Genomic DNA, 16201 nt, shown 5'->3' with positions numbered 1-16201 from the left:
CTTTCTCGCCTTCTGGGCATATCTAGCATCGGGAAAAACTACCTTGCCATATTGGGGAGAGGCGGCGCTACTGGCGAAAGAAACTTTGTTGGCATCTCTAGTAGTTTTGGGGCTGTTAATTAATATCGATCGCACCCAGAGTTTAGCTCGTCAGCAAGGTTTTGACATCACTGTTAGTGGTTGGCAGTATGGCTAATTGAGAATGGTGCAAGATCTCAGTTTAAACAAATTCATGCCACCTGAAATAATCGTTCTAGCTTCTTAGTTGCTGGCAAGGGTTTACCTTCAGCTTGACAGCTTTCGATTAGTAACTCTATTACCTCTCGCGCATTGTAGATAGCTTCTTCATAAGAAGCTCCGTGAGTTACCGGCTGCATTACATCCTCAAATTCAGGCAAAAACACGACAAAGCACCGATCGCCTTCTGACCATTGGATAACAACTGTATATTTCATGGTTCTGTCTCCTCTGCTTCGATTTGCCTAAGCACATCAATTGTTTTGTTGACTAATTTATCTAAATATAGTTTAGCATCATTGTCTTGCATCCCCTCGCAGATGTACAATGGTTGGATCGCACCCCTTGACTAACAACCACAATAAAGCCATACACTCGATCCAAAACAAGCAACATCAGATAGAATTCAGTAAAAAACTAGAAAATGGAAGCAATACAACTGTCTTTGTTCTCAAAAGAGTCAGAATTAATTCCTGCCAAAAAGCAGAAAAAAGCAAAATTAGGGCGTTACGAACGCATCCAACGCGAACTAGAAGCCAATGACTGCGACCCGTACAAGATATTCATTGATATTGAATCTCAGTCGCTGCCCAAATCAGACTATACATTTGTCGATATTTTCTGCGGTGCGGGCGGCATGACCCAAGGTTTATTGCAAGCAGGTTTCCGACCAGTAGCAAGTGTTGAAATTAATCCCATCGCCTCGGCAACTCATACAAAAAACTTTCCCGATTGCCATCACTTGTGCGACGATATAAAAAACTTAAATCCCCAACAGTTGCTCGCTGAAATTGGTTCGCCAGAAGTTCATGTTGTTGCAGGTGGCCCGCCATGTCAAGGCTTCTCAGTAGCCGGGAAACGCGACCCCAACGACCCTCGAAATCGCTTATTTAGAGAGTTTGTCCGCGTTGTCTCTGAAATACGTCCTTGGTATGTTGTCATGGAAAACGTACCAGGAATATTGACTATACAAAAAGGAGCTGTTAAGCAAGCGATTTGCGAGGCTTTTGAGGAAATTGGCTATCCCCACGTTTCCGTTGCGGTGCTGGAATCAGCCGCCTATGGAGTTCCGCAAATCAGGCCGCGAGCTATTTTTATTGCTAACAGATTTGGGATGCAAAATCCCTATCCGAAGCCGCAATTTTTGCCCGAACAATACAAAGCAATTGAGTCAGCAATTGATGATTTGCCAGAGTATACTCGCATACCAGAAATTAATCACGAGTGGACTCGTCATTCTGCTGAGTATATGGAAAGACTTGCTAAAGTTCCGCCTGGAGGTTCTTTGTATGCAAGCTATGCAGATGCTTTCAAGCGACAGTATCCAGGAAAACCGAGCATGACTGTGAAAGAAAATCACGGCGGCACTCATATTCATCCTTATCTGAATCGCGTTATTTCAGCCCGTGAAATGGCTAGATTGCAAACTTTCCCGGATTCATTTATTTTTGAAGGTTCGATGAAAAAGGCAATGTGGCAAATTGGAAATGCCGTGCCGCCGCGCTTAGCAGAGTGTATCGGTTTTGCACTTATTCCATACTTGACTGATATTGCTTTGAACAAGTCTAGCAAAATTACTCTTAACCATCGGAAGCAGATTCAGCTAGTTTTTGATTGAGAACTTTTCTCCAAGTTTCAAAATCATACCAGCCACATCCCACGCAGCCTTCCTCAGCTTCTGCACCGCGCTGATGTATGGAAGGCCAGTCTTCCCCTCCTTCATACCAAAAGCTGATACCGAAAGGTTCGCCCCTTTTTCCTGTTTTGATGCAGCGTTCGCAACTTCGAGATTTTAGAAGATTGTGATTGCCTGAAGCATCCTTCTTGAGCAACTGAAATTTTTTATTTATTTGAGATTCGCTCATAGATGTCAGGTGTGGCGGCTCATTTTCTCCCCAGCGTTCCATCGGGAATCTATGGTCAATTACTAATTCATGGGCTGCTCGTTTCCTCTGTTCGATTACATCTGTATAACCAGAAACTTCGAGTATTTTTTTTACTAGAGTATCGGGTATGTTAGCAGCAGAATTTGCTGATTTTATCTCTCCTGTCCAGCGATCGCCCAAGCGCATTCCCTGACAAGTTTGACAGTACCTCTTTTCTCTTTCAATAACCAGACCGGGGCGCTTCCTGGTTCCGCGCTGCAATCCCTGAATCCCTCCGCCACCAGCATATTGACCTGATGCTATCTGTTTTCCTTCGCACTCCCGACAGTGCCATTGTTGGTCTGAAAGGAGATTCAAGACTTTTAATTGCGTTGAGTCTTGTTTTAATTGAGCTTTAATTGTGGTTGCTAAATCTTGATTGCTCACTCTATATTTTCGGCTTCTATTTCTAGTTTTTCGAGAAGATTGGAAACTGTTGTGCCTAAGCCGCTAGCCAGACTTACAATTGCAGTTATGGACGGATTTCTGACTCCGCGTTCTACTCCAGATATATAAGTGCGGTCTAAGTTAGCGCGCATTCCGAGCTCCTCTTGCGAAATTCCTAACACTGTTCTGCGTTGCCTGACGAGATCACCTAAAGCACGCAGAATTTTCCGTTTCGATCGACTCATTTGCCAATTTTCAGTCTCTGCGGACTATCCGTCTACGGACGATGTGTCACATTTCGGGGAAGTTCGCCCCCGCCAACCAGACCTATCCCCAGTGCCACACAGATGTACAATGGTGGGATCGCATTCCCCAATTCCCAACCGTGATAGAGCGCTACACCTTGCCCGAAATGGGCAACATCTGGACTGAAACCGCCAAACTCAAAAGCTGGCTGCAAGTAGAAATCGCTGTCTGCGAAGCTCAAGCCGAACTCGGCTACATCCCCGCCGCCGCAGTCGAAGAAATCAAAGCTAAGGCTAATTTTGACCCGAAACGAGTCCTCGAAATTGAAGCCGAAGTCCGCCACGACATGATCGCCTTCTTGACAAATGTCAACGAATATGTGGGCGATGCCGGCCGCTACATTCACCTCGGTTTAACCAGTTCCGATGTGCTCGATACTGCTTTGGCGCTGCAATTAGTCGCTAGTGTCGATATTTTGTTAGAACGTGTCGAAGATTTGAGCCAAGCTATTCGCTATCAGGCCCAACAACACCGCAATACTGTGATGGTTGGCCGATCGCACGGAATTCACGCCGAACCCATCACCTTTGGCTTTAAACTAGCAGGATGGCTGGCGGAAGTGTTTCGCAACCGTGAAAGATTAGTCAACTTGCGATCGTCCATTGCAGTCGGCAAAATCTCCGGCGCAGTCGGCACCTATGCTAATATCGATCCGCGAATTGAAGCCATAGCCTGTCAAAACCTCGGACTCGAACCCGATTGTGCATCGACTCAAGTCATTTCGCGCGATCGACACGCCGAATACGTCCAAACCTTAGCACTGTTAGCAGCATCGATCGAGCGTTTCGCAGTAGAAATCCGCAACCTCCAACGCACCGACGTGCTCGAAGTCGAAGAATTCTTTTCCAAAGGGCAAAAAGGCTCATCCGCCATGCCCCACAAACGCAACCCAATTCGCTCCGAAAGACTGACAGGAATGGCAAGAATTGTCCGCGCCAACGCCGTCGCAGCCTTAGAAAACGTGGCGCTTTGGCACGAAAGAGACATCTCTCACAGTTCCGTAGAACGGATGATTTTACCCGACAGTTCTACAGTAACTCACTTCATGTTAGTAGAAGCCACAGACTTAGTAAAACACCTGCTAGTCTATCCCGAAAACATGAAGCGAAACATGAACCTTTACGGCGGAGTAATCTTCAGCCAGCGCGTGATGTTAGCCTTAGTAGAAAAAGGCACGAGTCGCGAAGACGCATACACAATTGTCCAATCTTGCGCTCACGAAGCCTGGAACAAGCCAGGGGGCGATTTCTACAATTTGATTGCTAAGGACGATCGCGTTACTGCTAAAATGACGAGCAAAGAAATTGATGATTGCTTCGATCCGCAGTATCAATTGAGGCATTTAGATTTAGTGTATCAGCGCTTGGGAATTTGAGGAAAATTAACAACTACAAGAGAGCGATCGTTCTCGCGCTTGTCGGATAGTCTGACAGTCGAAGATTCCGCCGGGGGTTTCAACCCCTGTCGGTATGGCGGGCAGGAAAACAGCACGAAAAGTGTGAAAATTCCCCAAGATATGAAATGTAAAAACTCTATTAAATATGCACTGAACCGAGTTATGAAATTAAACCGATTTACCAAATATTTAATTGTATTCGCTATAACATTACTATCTACAACCGCACTCAATTATACAATATTTGTCCGCGCCCAGGAGCCGCCAGAAGTGCAATCTCCCCAATCAGAAGCAAGCCCAGTAGCGCCTGAAAGCATTTTCATGAGTCAACTTCCCAGTTGGGCGCGCCTTGTTGACATCCGCAAAGTAAATCCCAACATTCGCCTCGATATCCGCTACGCCACGGCGAACAATTTCTTGAAACGAAAGCTTTACTCTCAAGCCAAATGCGCTTTGAGAAGTTCTGTCGCTCAAAAATTAGCGCTAGTTCAAACAGATTTAGAAAAAATTGGATTGGGTTTGAAAGTTTACGATTGCTACAGGCCTTTTTCTGTGACTGAGCAAATGTGGAAAGTTATGCCCGATCCGCGCTATGTTGCTAATCCTGCTAGGGGTTCGCGGCACAATCGCGGTGCTGCTATAGATTTGACTTTAGTCGATCGCACCGGCAAAGAATTAGAAATGCCCACACCTTACGATGATTTTACCGAAAAAGCTCACGGAGATTATCAAGGCGGCAGCGCCCAATCTCGGAAAAATCGTCAAGTGCTTAAGGATGCGATGAAAAAACACGGATTTATCGGTATTACAACAGAATGGTGGCACTTTGATTCGGAAGATTGGCAGAAATTTGCAATTCTTGATATCTCGCTTGGAACAATTCCTTGATTAGCTAAGCATCAAGACCAAAGAAACCGGGTTTTTTAGTGAATCTGTGGTTTACTGCGAAAATACTTCGCAAAAAACCCGGTTTCTCGCCACCCGTACATCAAGGACTATAAACGGCGAACTTTATCGGACTCGCACATAAAATTCGTATTCATATCCCCGGAAATTTGAGTTTAGTTCAAATGTGTAATTGCCAGTAGCAGGGATTTTTCCAGTCCACTCTGTTTCATTGCCTGTATAATTATCTCCCGTCAAATCTTTGCCATTAGAAGTCAGAATTAGTGGAAAAACACCTCTCCGATTCTTAACAGTCATTGTTTGATTCTTGGCGGCTCGAATCTGGTAAGAGTGACTGCCACCGCCAATAATTCGACCTTTAACAATGGCTTCATTTCCCCCAGGCAGAAAATTAATTTGCTGGTTCACATTCACACAACTGCTTTCGGTGCGATTTTTGGCAATCCAACCGGGCGGTTCGGTAATTCGCAGCCAACCGTTTTGTTCTTCGGCGACTGAAACAAAGGTATTATTTTTGAGTTTTCCTACTATGTTGCTGCCCCTTACTTGTGGGCGCGATCGTACATTTAGCGGTGGATTCGGATCGCTGACTACAGCCTGAGTAATTTTACACCCGGAATTGGGAGGTGTGACAACTACTGGGCGAACTTTTTGCGGAGAAACTGCGACGATTTGCGGTGGTTGAAGTGCGGGGCTTTGGGCTGGTTGAGATGGATATGGGGGAGATTCTGCAACCTGGGTTTCGGCTTGCAGGGGTTCTGGTTGCAGAGATTGGGGGTTGTTCGCCGACAGCGCTGCAATGGGGTTTCCGGTTGCTGCTGGCGATTCTGCAACGGGAGGAGGGGATTGTTTCATCGCGCCAGACTGTATAGTTGCAGCAGCGACTCCCACCGCTGTTGCAAGTCCTGCTAAGCTGACTGTGATGATTTGACTGTTGGTAAATGACATAATTGACCTCTCTGTATTTATACTAATAATTTTTGTTTCGGAGTTGGGGCGATCGCCAGTTTATTTATAGTGGAAATACCTAGTGCGAGCCGCTGGGTCAGGATTTTTATCTAAAATTTCAGATGGATAATTGCCGCAATAATTTCCGTCAATATATACTGGATGCCTTTACTGATGGTAATCTTGCTTGTCATTTGCGCGCAAATCTGGCAAGGTAAGTGTTCAGCACGAGGTGTATAAAATGTCAAGATTGATTCCTCTGAGATTACAACCGCCCCGCGATCGATTGTTGGAGGAGGTGAAGCAGGAAGTTGTCGCCGCGATCGCGCAGTCTTTGCACGCTGCTGTGCTGGCTAACTTCAGCCCAGACTCGCAGCCTCTGGGTGCTAGCCGCTGTTGGGATGTGGAAGTGAAAGCCGGCAACCGTCCGAGTTTTCGCCTTCCTCCCAAAGCTAGCATTTCTAAAGTGTTCGATCGCAGCGGTGGCAAATTGGTCATTTTGGGAGCGACGGGTTCCGGCAAAACCACGACCCTGCTAGAATTGGCTCTGGTGTTAGTTTCCCGCGCCCAAAAAGATGCTAGTTTGCCTCTACCAGTGTTGTTTGAACTCGGATCGTGGAAAGCCGAATCCGGGGCGATCGCCGATTGGTTAATTGCTCAACTTCAGTACAAATATGGCATCTCTCCCGCTGCGGGCAAAAAATGGCTCGCCGAACAAAAATTGTTACCTCTCCTCGACGGTTTAGACGAAGTAGAAACCCATCGCCAAAACTTGTGCATTCAAGCAATCAATCAGTTTCTTGAAAGCGAAATTAAACCAAAACATTTAGTAGCTTGCAGCAGTTTTGAAGTTTACAAAAACTGCCAAACTCGATTTAAACTCCAAGCAGCAGTTTTGCTAAAACCTCTGACAGAAATTCAAATTCAAAATTATCTGCAAGCAGCCAGAAGCCGCGAACTTTGGTACAGCATCGAGAAGGAACCAGAATTGTTGAAACTGGCAAAAGTTCCCTTATTATTGAGCATGATGGCTTTGGCTTACGACGATATTTTAATCGAAGCTTGGAAGCGCATAACTTCAGCAGAAGAACAGCGCAAATATCTGTTAACTGCCTATATTCGCCACCAAATTAGCCGGGAAGTCAAGCAGTATCCGAGAAACAAGGAACTGCGGCCCGAACAAATTCGCCACTGGCTGGGATGGTTGGCCAGAAGGATGGAACAGCAAGGACTTCAAGAATTTTACCTCGATCGCATACCGTCTGGCTGGCTGCAAACAGGCGAGGAACGGCGCAAGTATCAGTTTGGAGTTAAGTTGCTTGGCGGGCTGATTTGGGTGATTTTGGGATTAATTTTTACCCTAGTCTCCGGGTCGATTTGGGGGTTGATTGCGGGTGCTGTTGTGGCGGTAATTAGTGTTTTCTTGCCGGGAATTCCGGGGATTGAAAGTTTTATTTTGCACCTTGTACTGTGGTCTAGCGGTCATATTCCTTGGGATTACCAGCGTTTTTTGGATGCTGCGGGCGATCGCCTGCTGCTGCAAAAAACTGGCGATCGGCGCTATCGATTTATCCACGATTTGTTACAAAAACATTTTGCTGAAATATAAATGCTTAGGTAAATCCACTGAATTTAGCATAAAACATAGATTGCTGCTAAAAAGCTTGCTGTGTATTTGTTCTTGCCTTCTTCGTTCTTTGTTCTTCCTTACTGTACTGTATCGATCGCCCGTACTTGAAACAGCATAACGAGCGATCGAATTACTGACTGTAATTAGTTTATATTTTCTGGTTCTACTCCCAAAGCCTGCAATTGTTGAGCTAATTGTTCGACACGTTGAGCTAATTGTTGGGCGCGTTGCGATTCCTGTTTCACCTGTTCTTCTGGTGTCAGATAGCGTTTGCCATCGCTGTCATACCAATACAACCACTCTCTTGTCACCCCAGAATAATTTCCCCTTTCACAACCAATTACCAAACCAATTTCTGGCATCCAAACTGGACTTTCTGACTGTAATTCATATTTGCCATTGACTAACTTGTGTACTTCCAAATGAGGTTTACGGCGGCGGCGGGAAGAATAAATAATGTAATAAAGTACACCTAAAGCTTGATAGTCCTCCAATTTGGTGCTGTATTCCTTGCGATAATTTGGAGAAACAACTTCCAGTACAAACAGCGGCAGGACATTTTCATCCCAGAGCACGTAACTGGGACGCAATTCTTCGTCGTAAAACCTTTCTACTCCTAAACTTAAGAAGGCATCAGGGACGATGGGCGGTGTTTCTGGGTGATAGTAAATACCCATATCAATTCCAAAAAACTAGTCCATTCGTTCCGACCAGAGTATCAACAAGATTGCTTTTAACAACCCCGGTATTAGTTCTTGCAGTTCATTATCCACAGGCGTTTCATCAGAATCTAACAGTTCGTCGGGTGAGGGCAAGTTCCTCGGTAAGTTGTAATGTAACATTGTGGCTTTCCTCAAAACTAATTCATATTATAGAAACACAAATTACTATTGAACAATGGAATATTTTTCAAAAGATTTGACAAAAAGAGCGAAAGATGATAGATGAGAGATTTTATACTATCCAAGTGCAAACTGTACGATCGCATCCTCATCCGCACCCCAAAAGGTTAAGATTCTAATCTGACCTCCTGCAATCATTGCTTCACCTCCTATGGCAGAAACCTTACTGTTCAACGCCCTCCGCGAGGCGTTAGACGAAGAAATGGCCCGCGACTCAGCCGTATTCGTACTCGGCGAAGACGTAGGCCAATACGGCGGTTCCTATAAAGTCACCAAAGACCTCTACGAGAAATACGGCGAACTCCGAGTGCTCGACACCCCGATCGCCGAAAATAGCTTTACAGGCATGGCAGTCGGCGCAGCAATGACCGGATTGCGGCCGGTCATCGAAGGCATGAACATGGGCTTTTTGCTGCTGGCGTTCAACCAAATATCCAACAACGCCGGAATGCTGCGCTACACCTCCGGCGGCAACTTCAAAATGCCGATGGTGATTCGCGGCCCCGGCGGCGTGGGCCGACAACTCGGCGCGGAACACTCCCAGCGTCTAGAAGCCTATTTCCAAGCAGTACCGGGTTTGAAAATAGTCGCCTGTTCGACTCCCTACAACGCCAAAGGACTCTTAAAATCAGCCATCCGCGACGATAACCCCGTTCTGTTCTTCGAGCACGTCTTGCTGTACAACCTCAAGGAAAATTTGCCAGAAACAGAATATTTAGTGCCGTTAGACAAAGCGGAAATTGTGCGATCGGGCAAAGATGTCACCATCTTGACATATTCCAGAATGCGGCACCACGTCCTGCAAGCCGTGCCCGCACTGCTAAAAGAAGGTTACGATCCCGAAGTAATCGACCTAATTTCTCTCAAACCCCTGGATATGGAGACAATTGGCGAATCCATTCGCAAAACCCACAAAGTAATTATTGTGGAGGAATGTATGAAAACCGGAGGCATCGGTGCCGAACTAATTGCTTCGATTAGCGATCGATTTTTTGACGAACTCGACGCACCAGTTTTGCGCCTGTCTTCGCAAGATATTCCCACACCTTACAACGGTAATTTGGAAAGACTGACAATTGTCCAGCCCAACCAAATTGTCGAAGCCGTCCAAAAAATGGTAGCTTTGCGAGTATAAATAGTTATTGGTAATTTGTAATTTGTTGTTGGTTATTTGTTATTTGTTATTTGAAGACCGAAAAAAAGCTCGGGACGAACTAATAACCAATAACCAACAACCAATAGCCAATAACTAATAACCAATAACCAATAACCAATAATTAAATATGCAAAAACAGCGTTCAATATTAGCCCTAATTTTTGTTTTGATCGTGGCAGCCATTACTGTAATAGTAACAATACCGACGCGGTTGGGATTAGACTTGCAAGGAGGGTCGCAACTCACGATTCAGGTAAAAACTACCCCCACAATTCCCAAAATTGAGCCGGGAATGTTAGAAGCAGTGCGGCGGATCGTCGAAAACCGCGTCAACGGTTTGGGCGTTTCCGAAGCATTAGTCCAAACAGTAGGAGAAGACCAAATTCTCGTGCAGTTGCCGGGAGTAAATGACCCGCAGCAAGCAGAACGAGTTTTGGGCGGCACCGCCAAGCTAGACTTTCGGGAACAACTGCCGGGAACAGAAGCGCAATTAGGCATTGAAAGGCAGTTGCAGCAAGAATTGCTGGCAAAGCAAAAAGAATTGAGAAACAGCAAAAATGAGGCGGCAATTAAAGAAAATCAGGCTGCTTTGAAAAGAAGCAATGAGGCGATCGCCAAACTCTACAAAAGTAGCGGACTCGGCGGCGAAAACCTCAAAGATGCTCAAGCTCAACCCACTGGTAACGAGTGGAATGTCGCTCTCCGTTTCGATACTAAAGGAGGCGAATTATTTGGGGAACTCACTAAAAATTTAGCAGGAACCGGACGGACTCTCGGCATTTTTCTAGACGAAAGAATGATCAGTTCTCCTGTCGTAGGTGTTGAATTTGCCCAAACAGGAATTACTGGCGGCAATGCCGTAATTCAAGGTCGGTTTACAGCGCAAGAAGCGAATGATTTAGGAGTGCAATTGCGGGGCGGTGCTTTACCTGTGCCGGTGGAAATTGTCGAAAACCGCACCATCGGTGCCAGCTTGGGACGAGATAGCATTCAAAGCAGTATTAATGCGGGTATCGGCGGCTTAATTTTAGTCTTGATGTTCATGGTTGCCTACTATCGACTACCAGGCGTAATTGCCAATATTGCTCTGTTAATTTATGCTTTGTTAACTTGGGCCGCTTTTGTGCTGTTGGGGGTGACATTAACCCTGCCTGGAATTGCTGGTTTTGTACTCAGCATCGGGATGGCGGTAGATGCTAACGTGCTGATTTTTGAGCGCACCCGCGAAGAGTTGCGGGCGGGGAAGACGCTTTATCGATCGGTCGAATCGGGTTTTTACCGAGCTTTTTCCAGCATTTTAGACGGCAACGTCACCACAGTTATTGCTTGTGCTGCTTTGTTCTGGTTGGGCGCTGGTTTAGTTAAAGGGTTTGCTGTAACTCTGGCATTGGGCGTGGTAGTGAGTATGTTTACTGCTATTACTTGCAGCCGCACTCTACTTTTGGTAGTGTTGGGCTTTCCGGCGCTGCGAAAACCTCAGTGGTTCTGTCCCGGTTTGTCTAAAACTGCTAATAGTTAACTGTTAACGGTTGACAGTTGACAGTTAACTGTTAACGGTTAACTGTTAACGGTTGGCAGTTGGCAGTTAACTATTAGCAGTTGACAGTTGGCAGTTGACAGTTAACTTCTTCCCTCTTCCCTCTTCCCTCTTCCTTCTTCCTTCTTCCTTCTTCCTTCTTCCATCCATCCGTTACATCCGTTACATCCGTTACAGAATCCGTTGCCGAACTTTCCTCTTCCTTCAAATTATGAAATTCAGTGTAATCAAATATCGATCGCTCTGGTGGAGTATTTCCGCCGCGATCATCCTTGCAGGTATAGTATCGATGGCGATTTCTTGGACTCGTCCCGACATCCGCGCACCGCTGCGCCCCAGTTTAGACTTTATCGGCGGCACTCGCCTGCAATTTGAACTCGACTGCACGAAACCGGAAAATTGTAAACCCATCGATCTTGCTGCTGTCCGCCAAGTCCTCGATACCCAAGGTTTAGCTGGTAGCAGCATTCAAGTTATCGGCAAAGAACAGCGCGGTTTGTCGCTGCGGACAAAAACTTTGGATGTCGAAAAGCGGACTGAGTTGCAAAAAGCTTTGAGCGAAAAACTAGGCGCTTTTGCTCCTCAATCTATTCAAATAGATACGGTTGGGCCTACCCTCGGCAAACAGTTGTTTACTTCTGGTTTGCTGGCTTTGTTGCTTTCCTTTGCAGGCATTACTCTTTATCTGACATTCCGATTTCAGTTAGATTATGCCTTTTTTGCCTTCGTTGCTCTGTTTCACGACGTGTTAATTACTGTTGGTGTTTTCTCGTTTTTGGGTTTAGTTCTAGGGGTAGAAGTAGACAGTTTATTTGTGGTCGCGCTCTTGACAATTATCGGTTTTTCTGTTAACGATACAGTGGTAATTTACGATCGCGTGCGGGAAGTAATTAAGCTAAATCCCGGACTGTCGATCGATCAAATTGTCGATGATGCGGTCATGCAGACGCTGGGAAGGTCAATTAACACGACGATGACAACGCTGCTGACATTGTTTTCAATCTTTTTGTTTGGCGGCGAAACCCTCAAATACTTTGCTTTAGCTTTGATTGTCGGCTTTATTGCGGGTGCGTATTCGAGTATTTTCATTGCCAGCACGCTGCTAGCTTGGTGGCGCAGTCGCACGGGCAACTCCATCCCCCTCCCCGCAGAAGGAATCAACCCATCAGAAGAAGTTTAACGATTGTTGGTCATCAGTCATTAGCGATCGGGCTGCTGACTACTGTTATAGCAACCGTGCAAAGACGGTTAGGAAGTTCTTATTGCACTTTCCCCATGCAGTCGATTGCAACTTCGGTCTTCCTTCTTCCTTTTTCCTTCTTCCTTCTGCTATGACTAATGAAAGCGACCCAATTTTTCAAAGAGAAGTCCAAAGGCTTCACAAACTAACAGTTTACGGCCGCTGGTTAACTGTGATATTGCTATGGATTAGCGTCGGTTCTTTCAGCATTTGGAGTTTGCGTCGCGAAATCGGTTTGTGGTTAGAACACTTCACTTGGGCCGCGGTGTACTACGGTTTATACTTTCACCGCTGGCCGACTCTCGGCCTCGGTTTGTGCTTAGGAATGACTTTAGCAGTGATAACTTGGCAAACTCGCAATGCGTTGCGAGGATTGCCCCTGCAGGAAAAACAGGGTTTAGAAAAACAAGTGCGCCGCATCCGCCAACAGGGGCCGAGTCATCCTTTGTGGAAGTGGGTTTGCAAAAATTCGCAGTAGGCGGCGGGCTTGATTTTTTAGTCTCAAGCAAGAGAAACGAAAGTTTGACAAGAAGCGGTTTAAACTGCCGAATCCCTAACTTTTATTGCTTCTTCCTTCTTCCTTGTTCCTGATGAAGTTGGACGGAAAGATCGGGGGGGGACAGCACTAATGACTAATGACTAACAACTAACAATTAACAACTAACAAATGAGGGCGGACACGCACCATCCACCGCCCCTACCAACTAACAACCAATAACTAACAATTAACAAATAACAACTAAGAGGGCGGGCACGCACCATCCACCGCCCCTACCAACTAACAACCAATAACAACTAACAACTAACAACTAACAACTAATGACTAATGACTTCTTATGTATCAAGCAAAGCGAGGCAAAATCTGTGCTGGCGAAGACTGTTGAAGCGGAATCTCGATCGCAAATTCGGTTCCTTTTCCCGGTTCCGAAACGCACTTCAATTCGCCGCCGTGTTGGTTGACAACAACTTCATAGCTAATGGATAGTCCCAAACCAGTTCCTTTACCGACCGGCTTCGTAGTAAAGAAAGGGTCAAACAACCGCTTCCGAACAGCTTCTGTCATTCCCGGGCCGTTGTCAAAAATTCTAATTATTACCTTTTTTCCCTCGGTTAATTCCGTGCATATCCGAATAGTAGGAGTCAGGTAAGTAGAGTTATTAATTGAGGATGTAGTGTTTGTTTTGTAATGACTTTGCTCGCATATTTGCGAAGAGTGAGGGCTTTTGTTTTCAAAAATTTCGTGTTTATTACACTCAACTATGGCGTAAATAGCATTAACTAAAATATTCATAAATACCTGATTTAGCTGTCCGGGATAGCACTGCACCAGCGGCAAATCGCTGTATTCTTTATGAATGGCGATCGCCTCCTGGCCCGGTTTGCCTTTAAGCTGGCTTTGCAAAAGCATAATCGTGTTGTTGATACCGTCGTGAATGTTGACCAGCTTCATTTCGGCTTCGTCTAACCGGCAAAAATTCCGCAGCGACAAAACGATATCGCGCACTCTTTCTGCACCTTGCTGCATGGAATTTAATACTTTCGGCAAATCTTCCAGCAAATAATCGAGTTCGATTTTTGCTGATTCCGCTTCAATGGCTGGGATAGATTCGGAACTGTGCTGCTGGTAGAGATAAAGCATCCGTATCAAACATTCAGTATACTCTTTCGCATGGTGTACATTGCTGTAGATAAAGCCGATAGGATTGTTGATTTCGTGAGCTACTCCTGCTACCAACTGCCCCAAAGAAGACATTTTTTCTGTTTGAATTAGCTGAGTTTGAGTGCGCTGAAGTTCCAGCAGAGCAAGTTCAAGCTGTTGGGCTTGATGCCTCAATTGTGCTTGGGATTCGCGCATCGCTACGGTTGCTAACTCGTGAATTTGCAACTGAGAAAGCAGCAATTCGTGCACGTCTAAAAGTTTGTAATTTTCCGGCTCTACCTGCACTACAATGGGTTCGTGGATTAGTTGTGGCGATCGCTCCAAAGACTGCCGCACTGCCGTCATAATTGAGGTTTCGCGATCGAGAACCAACATATCAGTTTTAGTAAAGCGGTAGAGTATCAACAAAGGCTGTTGAGAAAATAACTCCAAACTGTAGGGGCGGCTCATATGTTCAAAAAAACGCCGGCGCGAAATCATCCCTATAAACTTTCCTTGCTGAGTGATGATAATGCCGGGAAGTAAAGGGTTTGCTTGAAAAATTTGAGAAACTTCGTCACCCACACAGTCAGACTCTAGAAGAAAATCGTACAGGGTTAATTCTTGTAGAGTCGATCGCAAACCAAGCGGCGATTTAAGGGGACTCAACCCGTCAGTTTCATACACTGCTCCCTCCTTTGGTAATTGGCAGTTGTGGTTGGCTGCTGGAGTATTGCGTACTATTTGCACTGCATTTTATACTCTTTTTATAGTTAGGCAATCAACTCTACTCGGCTCGATCGCATATAGTTAATTCAGCAAGATTTTTTTTTGCTTAAATCGCGCTAATTTCACCCGAAACGATATTGCAGGTTAGATTAATTTAACAGCAGACACCCCTTTGAAACCTGACTGTAGCAATTCTAAATCAATTTAAATAACTGTTTCCCAGGAAGAGCCAGGGAACTGATGTCACTCGCTGCATTGCCTCGGGACGCAATTGGGTAGGCTTTTCCTCGCTCCAGAAGCGTTACTTTCGCTCGAACTGGTAACGAGTAGTCCTACAAATCCTGCAAAGATTACTATATTTAGTAAATTTCATCTATCCAAGATTCGACTAACCAGAATATAGCAATTATAACTACCTTTAATTTTTCATATAGTTAAAGGTAGTTCAGATTGATAGACATCCGCGACCTGAGCCCGAAAATTGCCTATTACCCCTTACTGAAAATTATATGACAATCAGACAAGAGAAGCGATAAATCGGGAGCCGATCGCCCGCCGTGACAATTCAAGCAAAACCCGTTGCGGAGAATTGCCAAGAAATATCAACAGTCATTTGGTTTCGCACAAATGCCGATCGCTCTCACCACCGGGATTGTATCGCAGGTAGTCTTCCAGCCAGCCACAGCCGACTGCGACCAATTTGTCAAGTTCCACAGATTCTACTTTAGCAGACTCAAGACTCCAAAGCTTCACCGACGCACCTTTGCGATTAAAGCTCTAGCTGGAGAAGTTGAGGGAGAAGTTGAGGGAGAGAATGCTGTCAATTTCGTCGATAAAAATGACGATCGGACGATCGCTCGCAGGAAGCAATACTTGTTCGATAAATTCATTTAATCGGAGGACTGGCGGCAAATGTTCTCGCTCGCGCCACCAATTCCTGACATTCATTTTTATTTTAAAGCTGTTGGCGAGATTGGCTGTAAAGCCCGCATACCACTGGAGGGGAGTTATTTCGGCAGTGCCAATTCCCGTGATGTCAACAAGTGAGCAGGCGGTGTTTTCGGCTTGCAAGCGACGTGCTGTTTGCACCCGCAAACTCGATTTTCCCATTTGCCGCCCGGTGAGCACGTCAAAATTCGCCGGCTTTTAATGCGTCGTAAAGTTCGCGATCTGCCGCTCTCGTGACGTAAGTAGGAGCATTCGCCGGCAAACTTCCGCCAACTTGATATTCAAATTCTGTAGCTGTCAAATCGGACAAGGCCA

At 45.6% G+C, this 16201-nt stretch carries 18 protein-coding genes and 1 pseudogene; 9 read left to right on the top strand and 10 right to left on the bottom strand.

Annotated features, from left to right (window positions below; translation table 11 throughout):
* Nucleotides 1-196: pseudogene (locus tag QT998_RS03990) on the top strand (IS701 family transposase); the annotation flags it as partial.
* Between the two features lie 34 nt (nt 197-230).
* Here QT998_RS03990 and QT998_RS03985 read toward each other — a convergent pair.
* Nucleotides 231-455 carry a type II toxin-antitoxin system HicB family antitoxin gene (locus QT998_RS03985; protein ID WP_333114267.1) on the bottom strand — a complete coding sequence of 75 codons (225 nt, stop codon included), beginning with the start codon at nt 453-455 and terminating at the stop codon, nt 231-233.
* A 206-nt stretch (nt 456-661) separates the two neighbouring features.
* Here QT998_RS03985 and QT998_RS03980 point away from each other — a divergent pair, with 206 nt between their 5' ends.
* On the top strand, nt 662-1855 hold the full coding sequence (locus tag QT998_RS03980) for a DNA cytosine methyltransferase (protein WP_333114265.1): 1194 nt from the start codon (nt 662-664) through the stop codon (nt 1853-1855).
* Here QT998_RS03980 and QT998_RS03975 read toward each other — a convergent pair.
* A complete protein-coding gene (locus tag QT998_RS03975) occupies nt 1818-2549 on the bottom strand; it encodes a restriction endonuclease (protein ID WP_333114263.1) in 732 nt (243 codons plus the stop codon). The two genes, QT998_RS03980 and QT998_RS03975, sit on opposite strands and share 38 nt — an antisense overlap.
* Nucleotides 2546-2794 carry a helix-turn-helix domain-containing protein gene (locus QT998_RS03970; RefSeq protein ID WP_333093261.1) on the bottom strand — a complete coding sequence of 83 codons (249 nt, stop codon included), beginning with the start codon at nt 2792-2794 and terminating at the stop codon, nt 2546-2548. The genes QT998_RS03975 and QT998_RS03970 overlap by 4 nt, the downstream gene beginning before the upstream one ends.
* A 140-nt stretch (nt 2795-2934) precedes the next feature.
* Here QT998_RS03970 and purB point away from each other — a divergent pair, with 140 nt between their 5' ends.
* A complete protein-coding gene (gene purB / locus QT998_RS03965) occupies nt 2935-4230 on the top strand; it encodes an adenylosuccinate lyase (protein WP_333114290.1) in 1296 nt (431 codons plus the stop codon).
* A gap of 183 nt (nt 4231-4413) precedes the next feature.
* Entirely contained in the window at nt 4414-5139 is a 726-nt protein-coding gene (locus tag QT998_RS03960) for a M15 family metallopeptidase (RefSeq protein ID WP_333114261.1), read from the top strand.
* A 123-nt stretch (nt 5140-5262) separates the two neighbouring features.
* Here the strand turns inward: QT998_RS03960 and QT998_RS03955 are convergent, their stop codons facing one another.
* Nucleotides 5263-6105, bottom strand: a complete 843-nt coding sequence (locus QT998_RS03955; RefSeq protein ID WP_333114259.1) for an SH3 domain-containing protein — start codon at nt 6103-6105, stop codon at nt 5263-5265.
* A gap of 241 nt (nt 6106-6346) precedes the next feature.
* Here QT998_RS03955 and QT998_RS03950 point away from each other — a divergent pair, with 241 nt between their 5' ends.
* The gene (locus QT998_RS03950; protein ID WP_333093264.1) at nt 6347-7714 is read left to right on the top strand and encodes an NACHT domain-containing protein; all 1368 of its coding nucleotides are present in this window, start codon (nt 6347-6349) and stop codon (nt 7712-7714) included.
* A 164-nt stretch (nt 7715-7878) separates the two neighbouring features.
* Here the strand turns inward: QT998_RS03950 and QT998_RS03945 are convergent, their stop codons facing one another.
* Together QT998_RS03945 and QT998_RS03940 are read right to left on the bottom strand one after the other, a co-directional pair.
* Nucleotides 7879-8412: a Uma2 family endonuclease gene (locus QT998_RS03945; RefSeq protein WP_333093265.1), complete on the bottom strand. Its 534-nt coding sequence runs from the start codon at nt 8410-8412 to the stop codon at nt 7879-7881.
* Nucleotides 8413-8427: 15 nt separating this feature from the next.
* Nucleotides 8428-8577: a hypothetical protein gene (locus tag QT998_RS03940; RefSeq protein WP_333093266.1), complete on the bottom strand. Its 150-nt coding sequence runs from the start codon at nt 8575-8577 to the stop codon at nt 8428-8430.
* Between the two features lie 211 nt (nt 8578-8788).
* On the opposite strand from QT998_RS03940, the gene QT998_RS03935 reads away from it, so the two are divergent.
* Both QT998_RS03935 and secD read left to right on the top strand, forming a co-directional pair.
* A complete protein-coding gene (locus QT998_RS03935) occupies nt 8789-9772 on the top strand; it encodes an alpha-ketoacid dehydrogenase subunit beta (protein WP_333114257.1) in 984 nt (327 codons plus the stop codon).
* Between the two features lie 148 nt (nt 9773-9920).
* The gene (gene secD, locus QT998_RS03930) at nt 9921-11312 is read left to right on the top strand and encodes a protein translocase subunit SecD (RefSeq protein ID WP_333114254.1); all 1392 of its coding nucleotides are present in this window, start codon (nt 9921-9923) and stop codon (nt 11310-11312) included.
* A 73-nt stretch (nt 11313-11385) separates the two neighbouring features.
* Here the strand turns inward: secD and QT998_RS03925 are convergent, their stop codons facing one another.
* On the bottom strand, nt 11386-11538 hold the full coding sequence (locus tag QT998_RS03925; RefSeq protein ID WP_333093269.1) for a hypothetical protein: 153 nt from the start codon (nt 11536-11538) through the stop codon (nt 11386-11388).
* A 3-nt stretch (nt 11539-11541) separates the two neighbouring features.
* Between QT998_RS03925 and secF the strand changes: the two genes are divergently transcribed.
* Both secF and QT998_RS03915 read left to right on the top strand, forming a co-directional pair.
* On the top strand, nt 11542-12510 hold the full coding sequence (gene secF, locus QT998_RS03920; protein WP_333114252.1) for a protein translocase subunit SecF: 969 nt from the start codon (nt 11542-11544) through the stop codon (nt 12508-12510).
* 151 nt (nt 12511-12661) lie between these two features.
* On the top strand, nt 12662-13048 hold the full coding sequence (locus tag QT998_RS03915; RefSeq protein ID WP_333114251.1) for a hypothetical protein: 387 nt from the start codon (nt 12662-12664) through the stop codon (nt 13046-13048).
* Between the two features lie 363 nt (nt 13049-13411).
* Here QT998_RS03915 and QT998_RS03910 read toward each other — a convergent pair whose 3' ends face one another.
* The 3 genes from QT998_RS03910 to QT998_RS03900 all read right to left on the bottom strand — a co-directional run bounded on the left by QT998_RS03910 (nt 13412) and on the right by QT998_RS03900 (nt 16048).
* Entirely contained in the window at nt 13412-14959 is a 1548-nt protein-coding gene (locus tag QT998_RS03910; RefSeq protein WP_333114249.1) for a sensor histidine kinase, read from the bottom strand.
* Between the two features lie 588 nt (nt 14960-15547).
* Complete coding sequence (locus QT998_RS03905; RefSeq protein ID WP_333114246.1) at nt 15548-15691, bottom strand: hypothetical protein; 144 nt, start codon at nt 15689-15691, stop codon at nt 15548-15550.
* Nucleotides 15692-15715: 24 nt separating this feature from the next.
* Entirely contained in the window at nt 15716-16048 is a 333-nt protein-coding gene (locus QT998_RS03900; RefSeq protein WP_333114244.1) for an AAA-like domain-containing protein, read from the bottom strand.
* Between the last annotated feature and the right edge of the window lie 153 nt (nt 16049-16201).

Source organism: Microcoleus sp. S1D4 (assembly GCF_036700765.1).
Lineage (GTDB): Bacteria > Cyanobacteriota > Cyanobacteriia > Cyanobacteriales > Microcoleaceae > Microcoleus.
Note: the sequence above shows the minus strand (reverse complement) of the source record. Positions and strands in the feature narration are given on the sequence as shown.

Bases quoted from the DNA above. Each gene is read 5' to 3' on its own strand.
- QT998_RS03985 (WP_333114267.1), bottom strand. From the start codon at position 455: ATGAAATATACAGTTGTTATCCAATGGTCAGAAGGCGATCGGTGCTTT.
- QT998_RS03980 (WP_333114265.1), top strand. From the start codon at position 662: ATGGAAGCAATACAACTGTCTTTGTTCTCAAAAGAGTCAGAATTAATT.
- QT998_RS03970 (WP_333093261.1), bottom strand. From the start codon at position 2,794: ATGAGTCGATCGAAACGGAAAATTCTGCGTGCTTTAGGTGATCTCGTC.
- QT998_RS03960 (WP_333114261.1), top strand. From the start codon at position 4,414: ATGAAATTAAACCGATTTACCAAATATTTAATTGTATTCGCTATAACA.
- QT998_RS03955 (WP_333114259.1), bottom strand. From the start codon at position 6,105: ATGTCATTTACCAACAGTCAAATCATCACAGTCAGCTTAGCAGGACTT.
- QT998_RS03950 (WP_333093264.1), top strand. From the start codon at position 6,347: ATGTCAAGATTGATTCCTCTGAGATTACAACCGCCCCGCGATCGATTG.
- QT998_RS03945 (WP_333093265.1), bottom strand. From the start codon at position 8,412: ATGGGTATTTACTATCACCCAGAAACACCGCCCATCGTCCCTGATGCC.
- QT998_RS03940 (WP_333093266.1), bottom strand. From the start codon at position 8,577: ATGTTACATTACAACTTACCGAGGAACTTGCCCTCACCCGACGAACTG.
- QT998_RS03935 (WP_333114257.1), top strand. From the start codon at position 8,789: ATGGCAGAAACCTTACTGTTCAACGCCCTCCGCGAGGCGTTAGACGAA.
- secD (WP_333114254.1), top strand. From the start codon at position 9,921: ATGCAAAAACAGCGTTCAATATTAGCCCTAATTTTTGTTTTGATCGTG.
- secF (WP_333114252.1), top strand. From the start codon at position 11,542: ATGAAATTCAGTGTAATCAAATATCGATCGCTCTGGTGGAGTATTTCC.
- QT998_RS03915 (WP_333114251.1), top strand. From the start codon at position 12,662: ATGACTAATGAAAGCGACCCAATTTTTCAAAGAGAAGTCCAAAGGCTT.
- QT998_RS03900 (WP_333114244.1), bottom strand. From the start codon at position 16,048: ATGGGAAAATCGAGTTTGCGGGTGCAAACAGCACGTCGCTTGCAAGCC.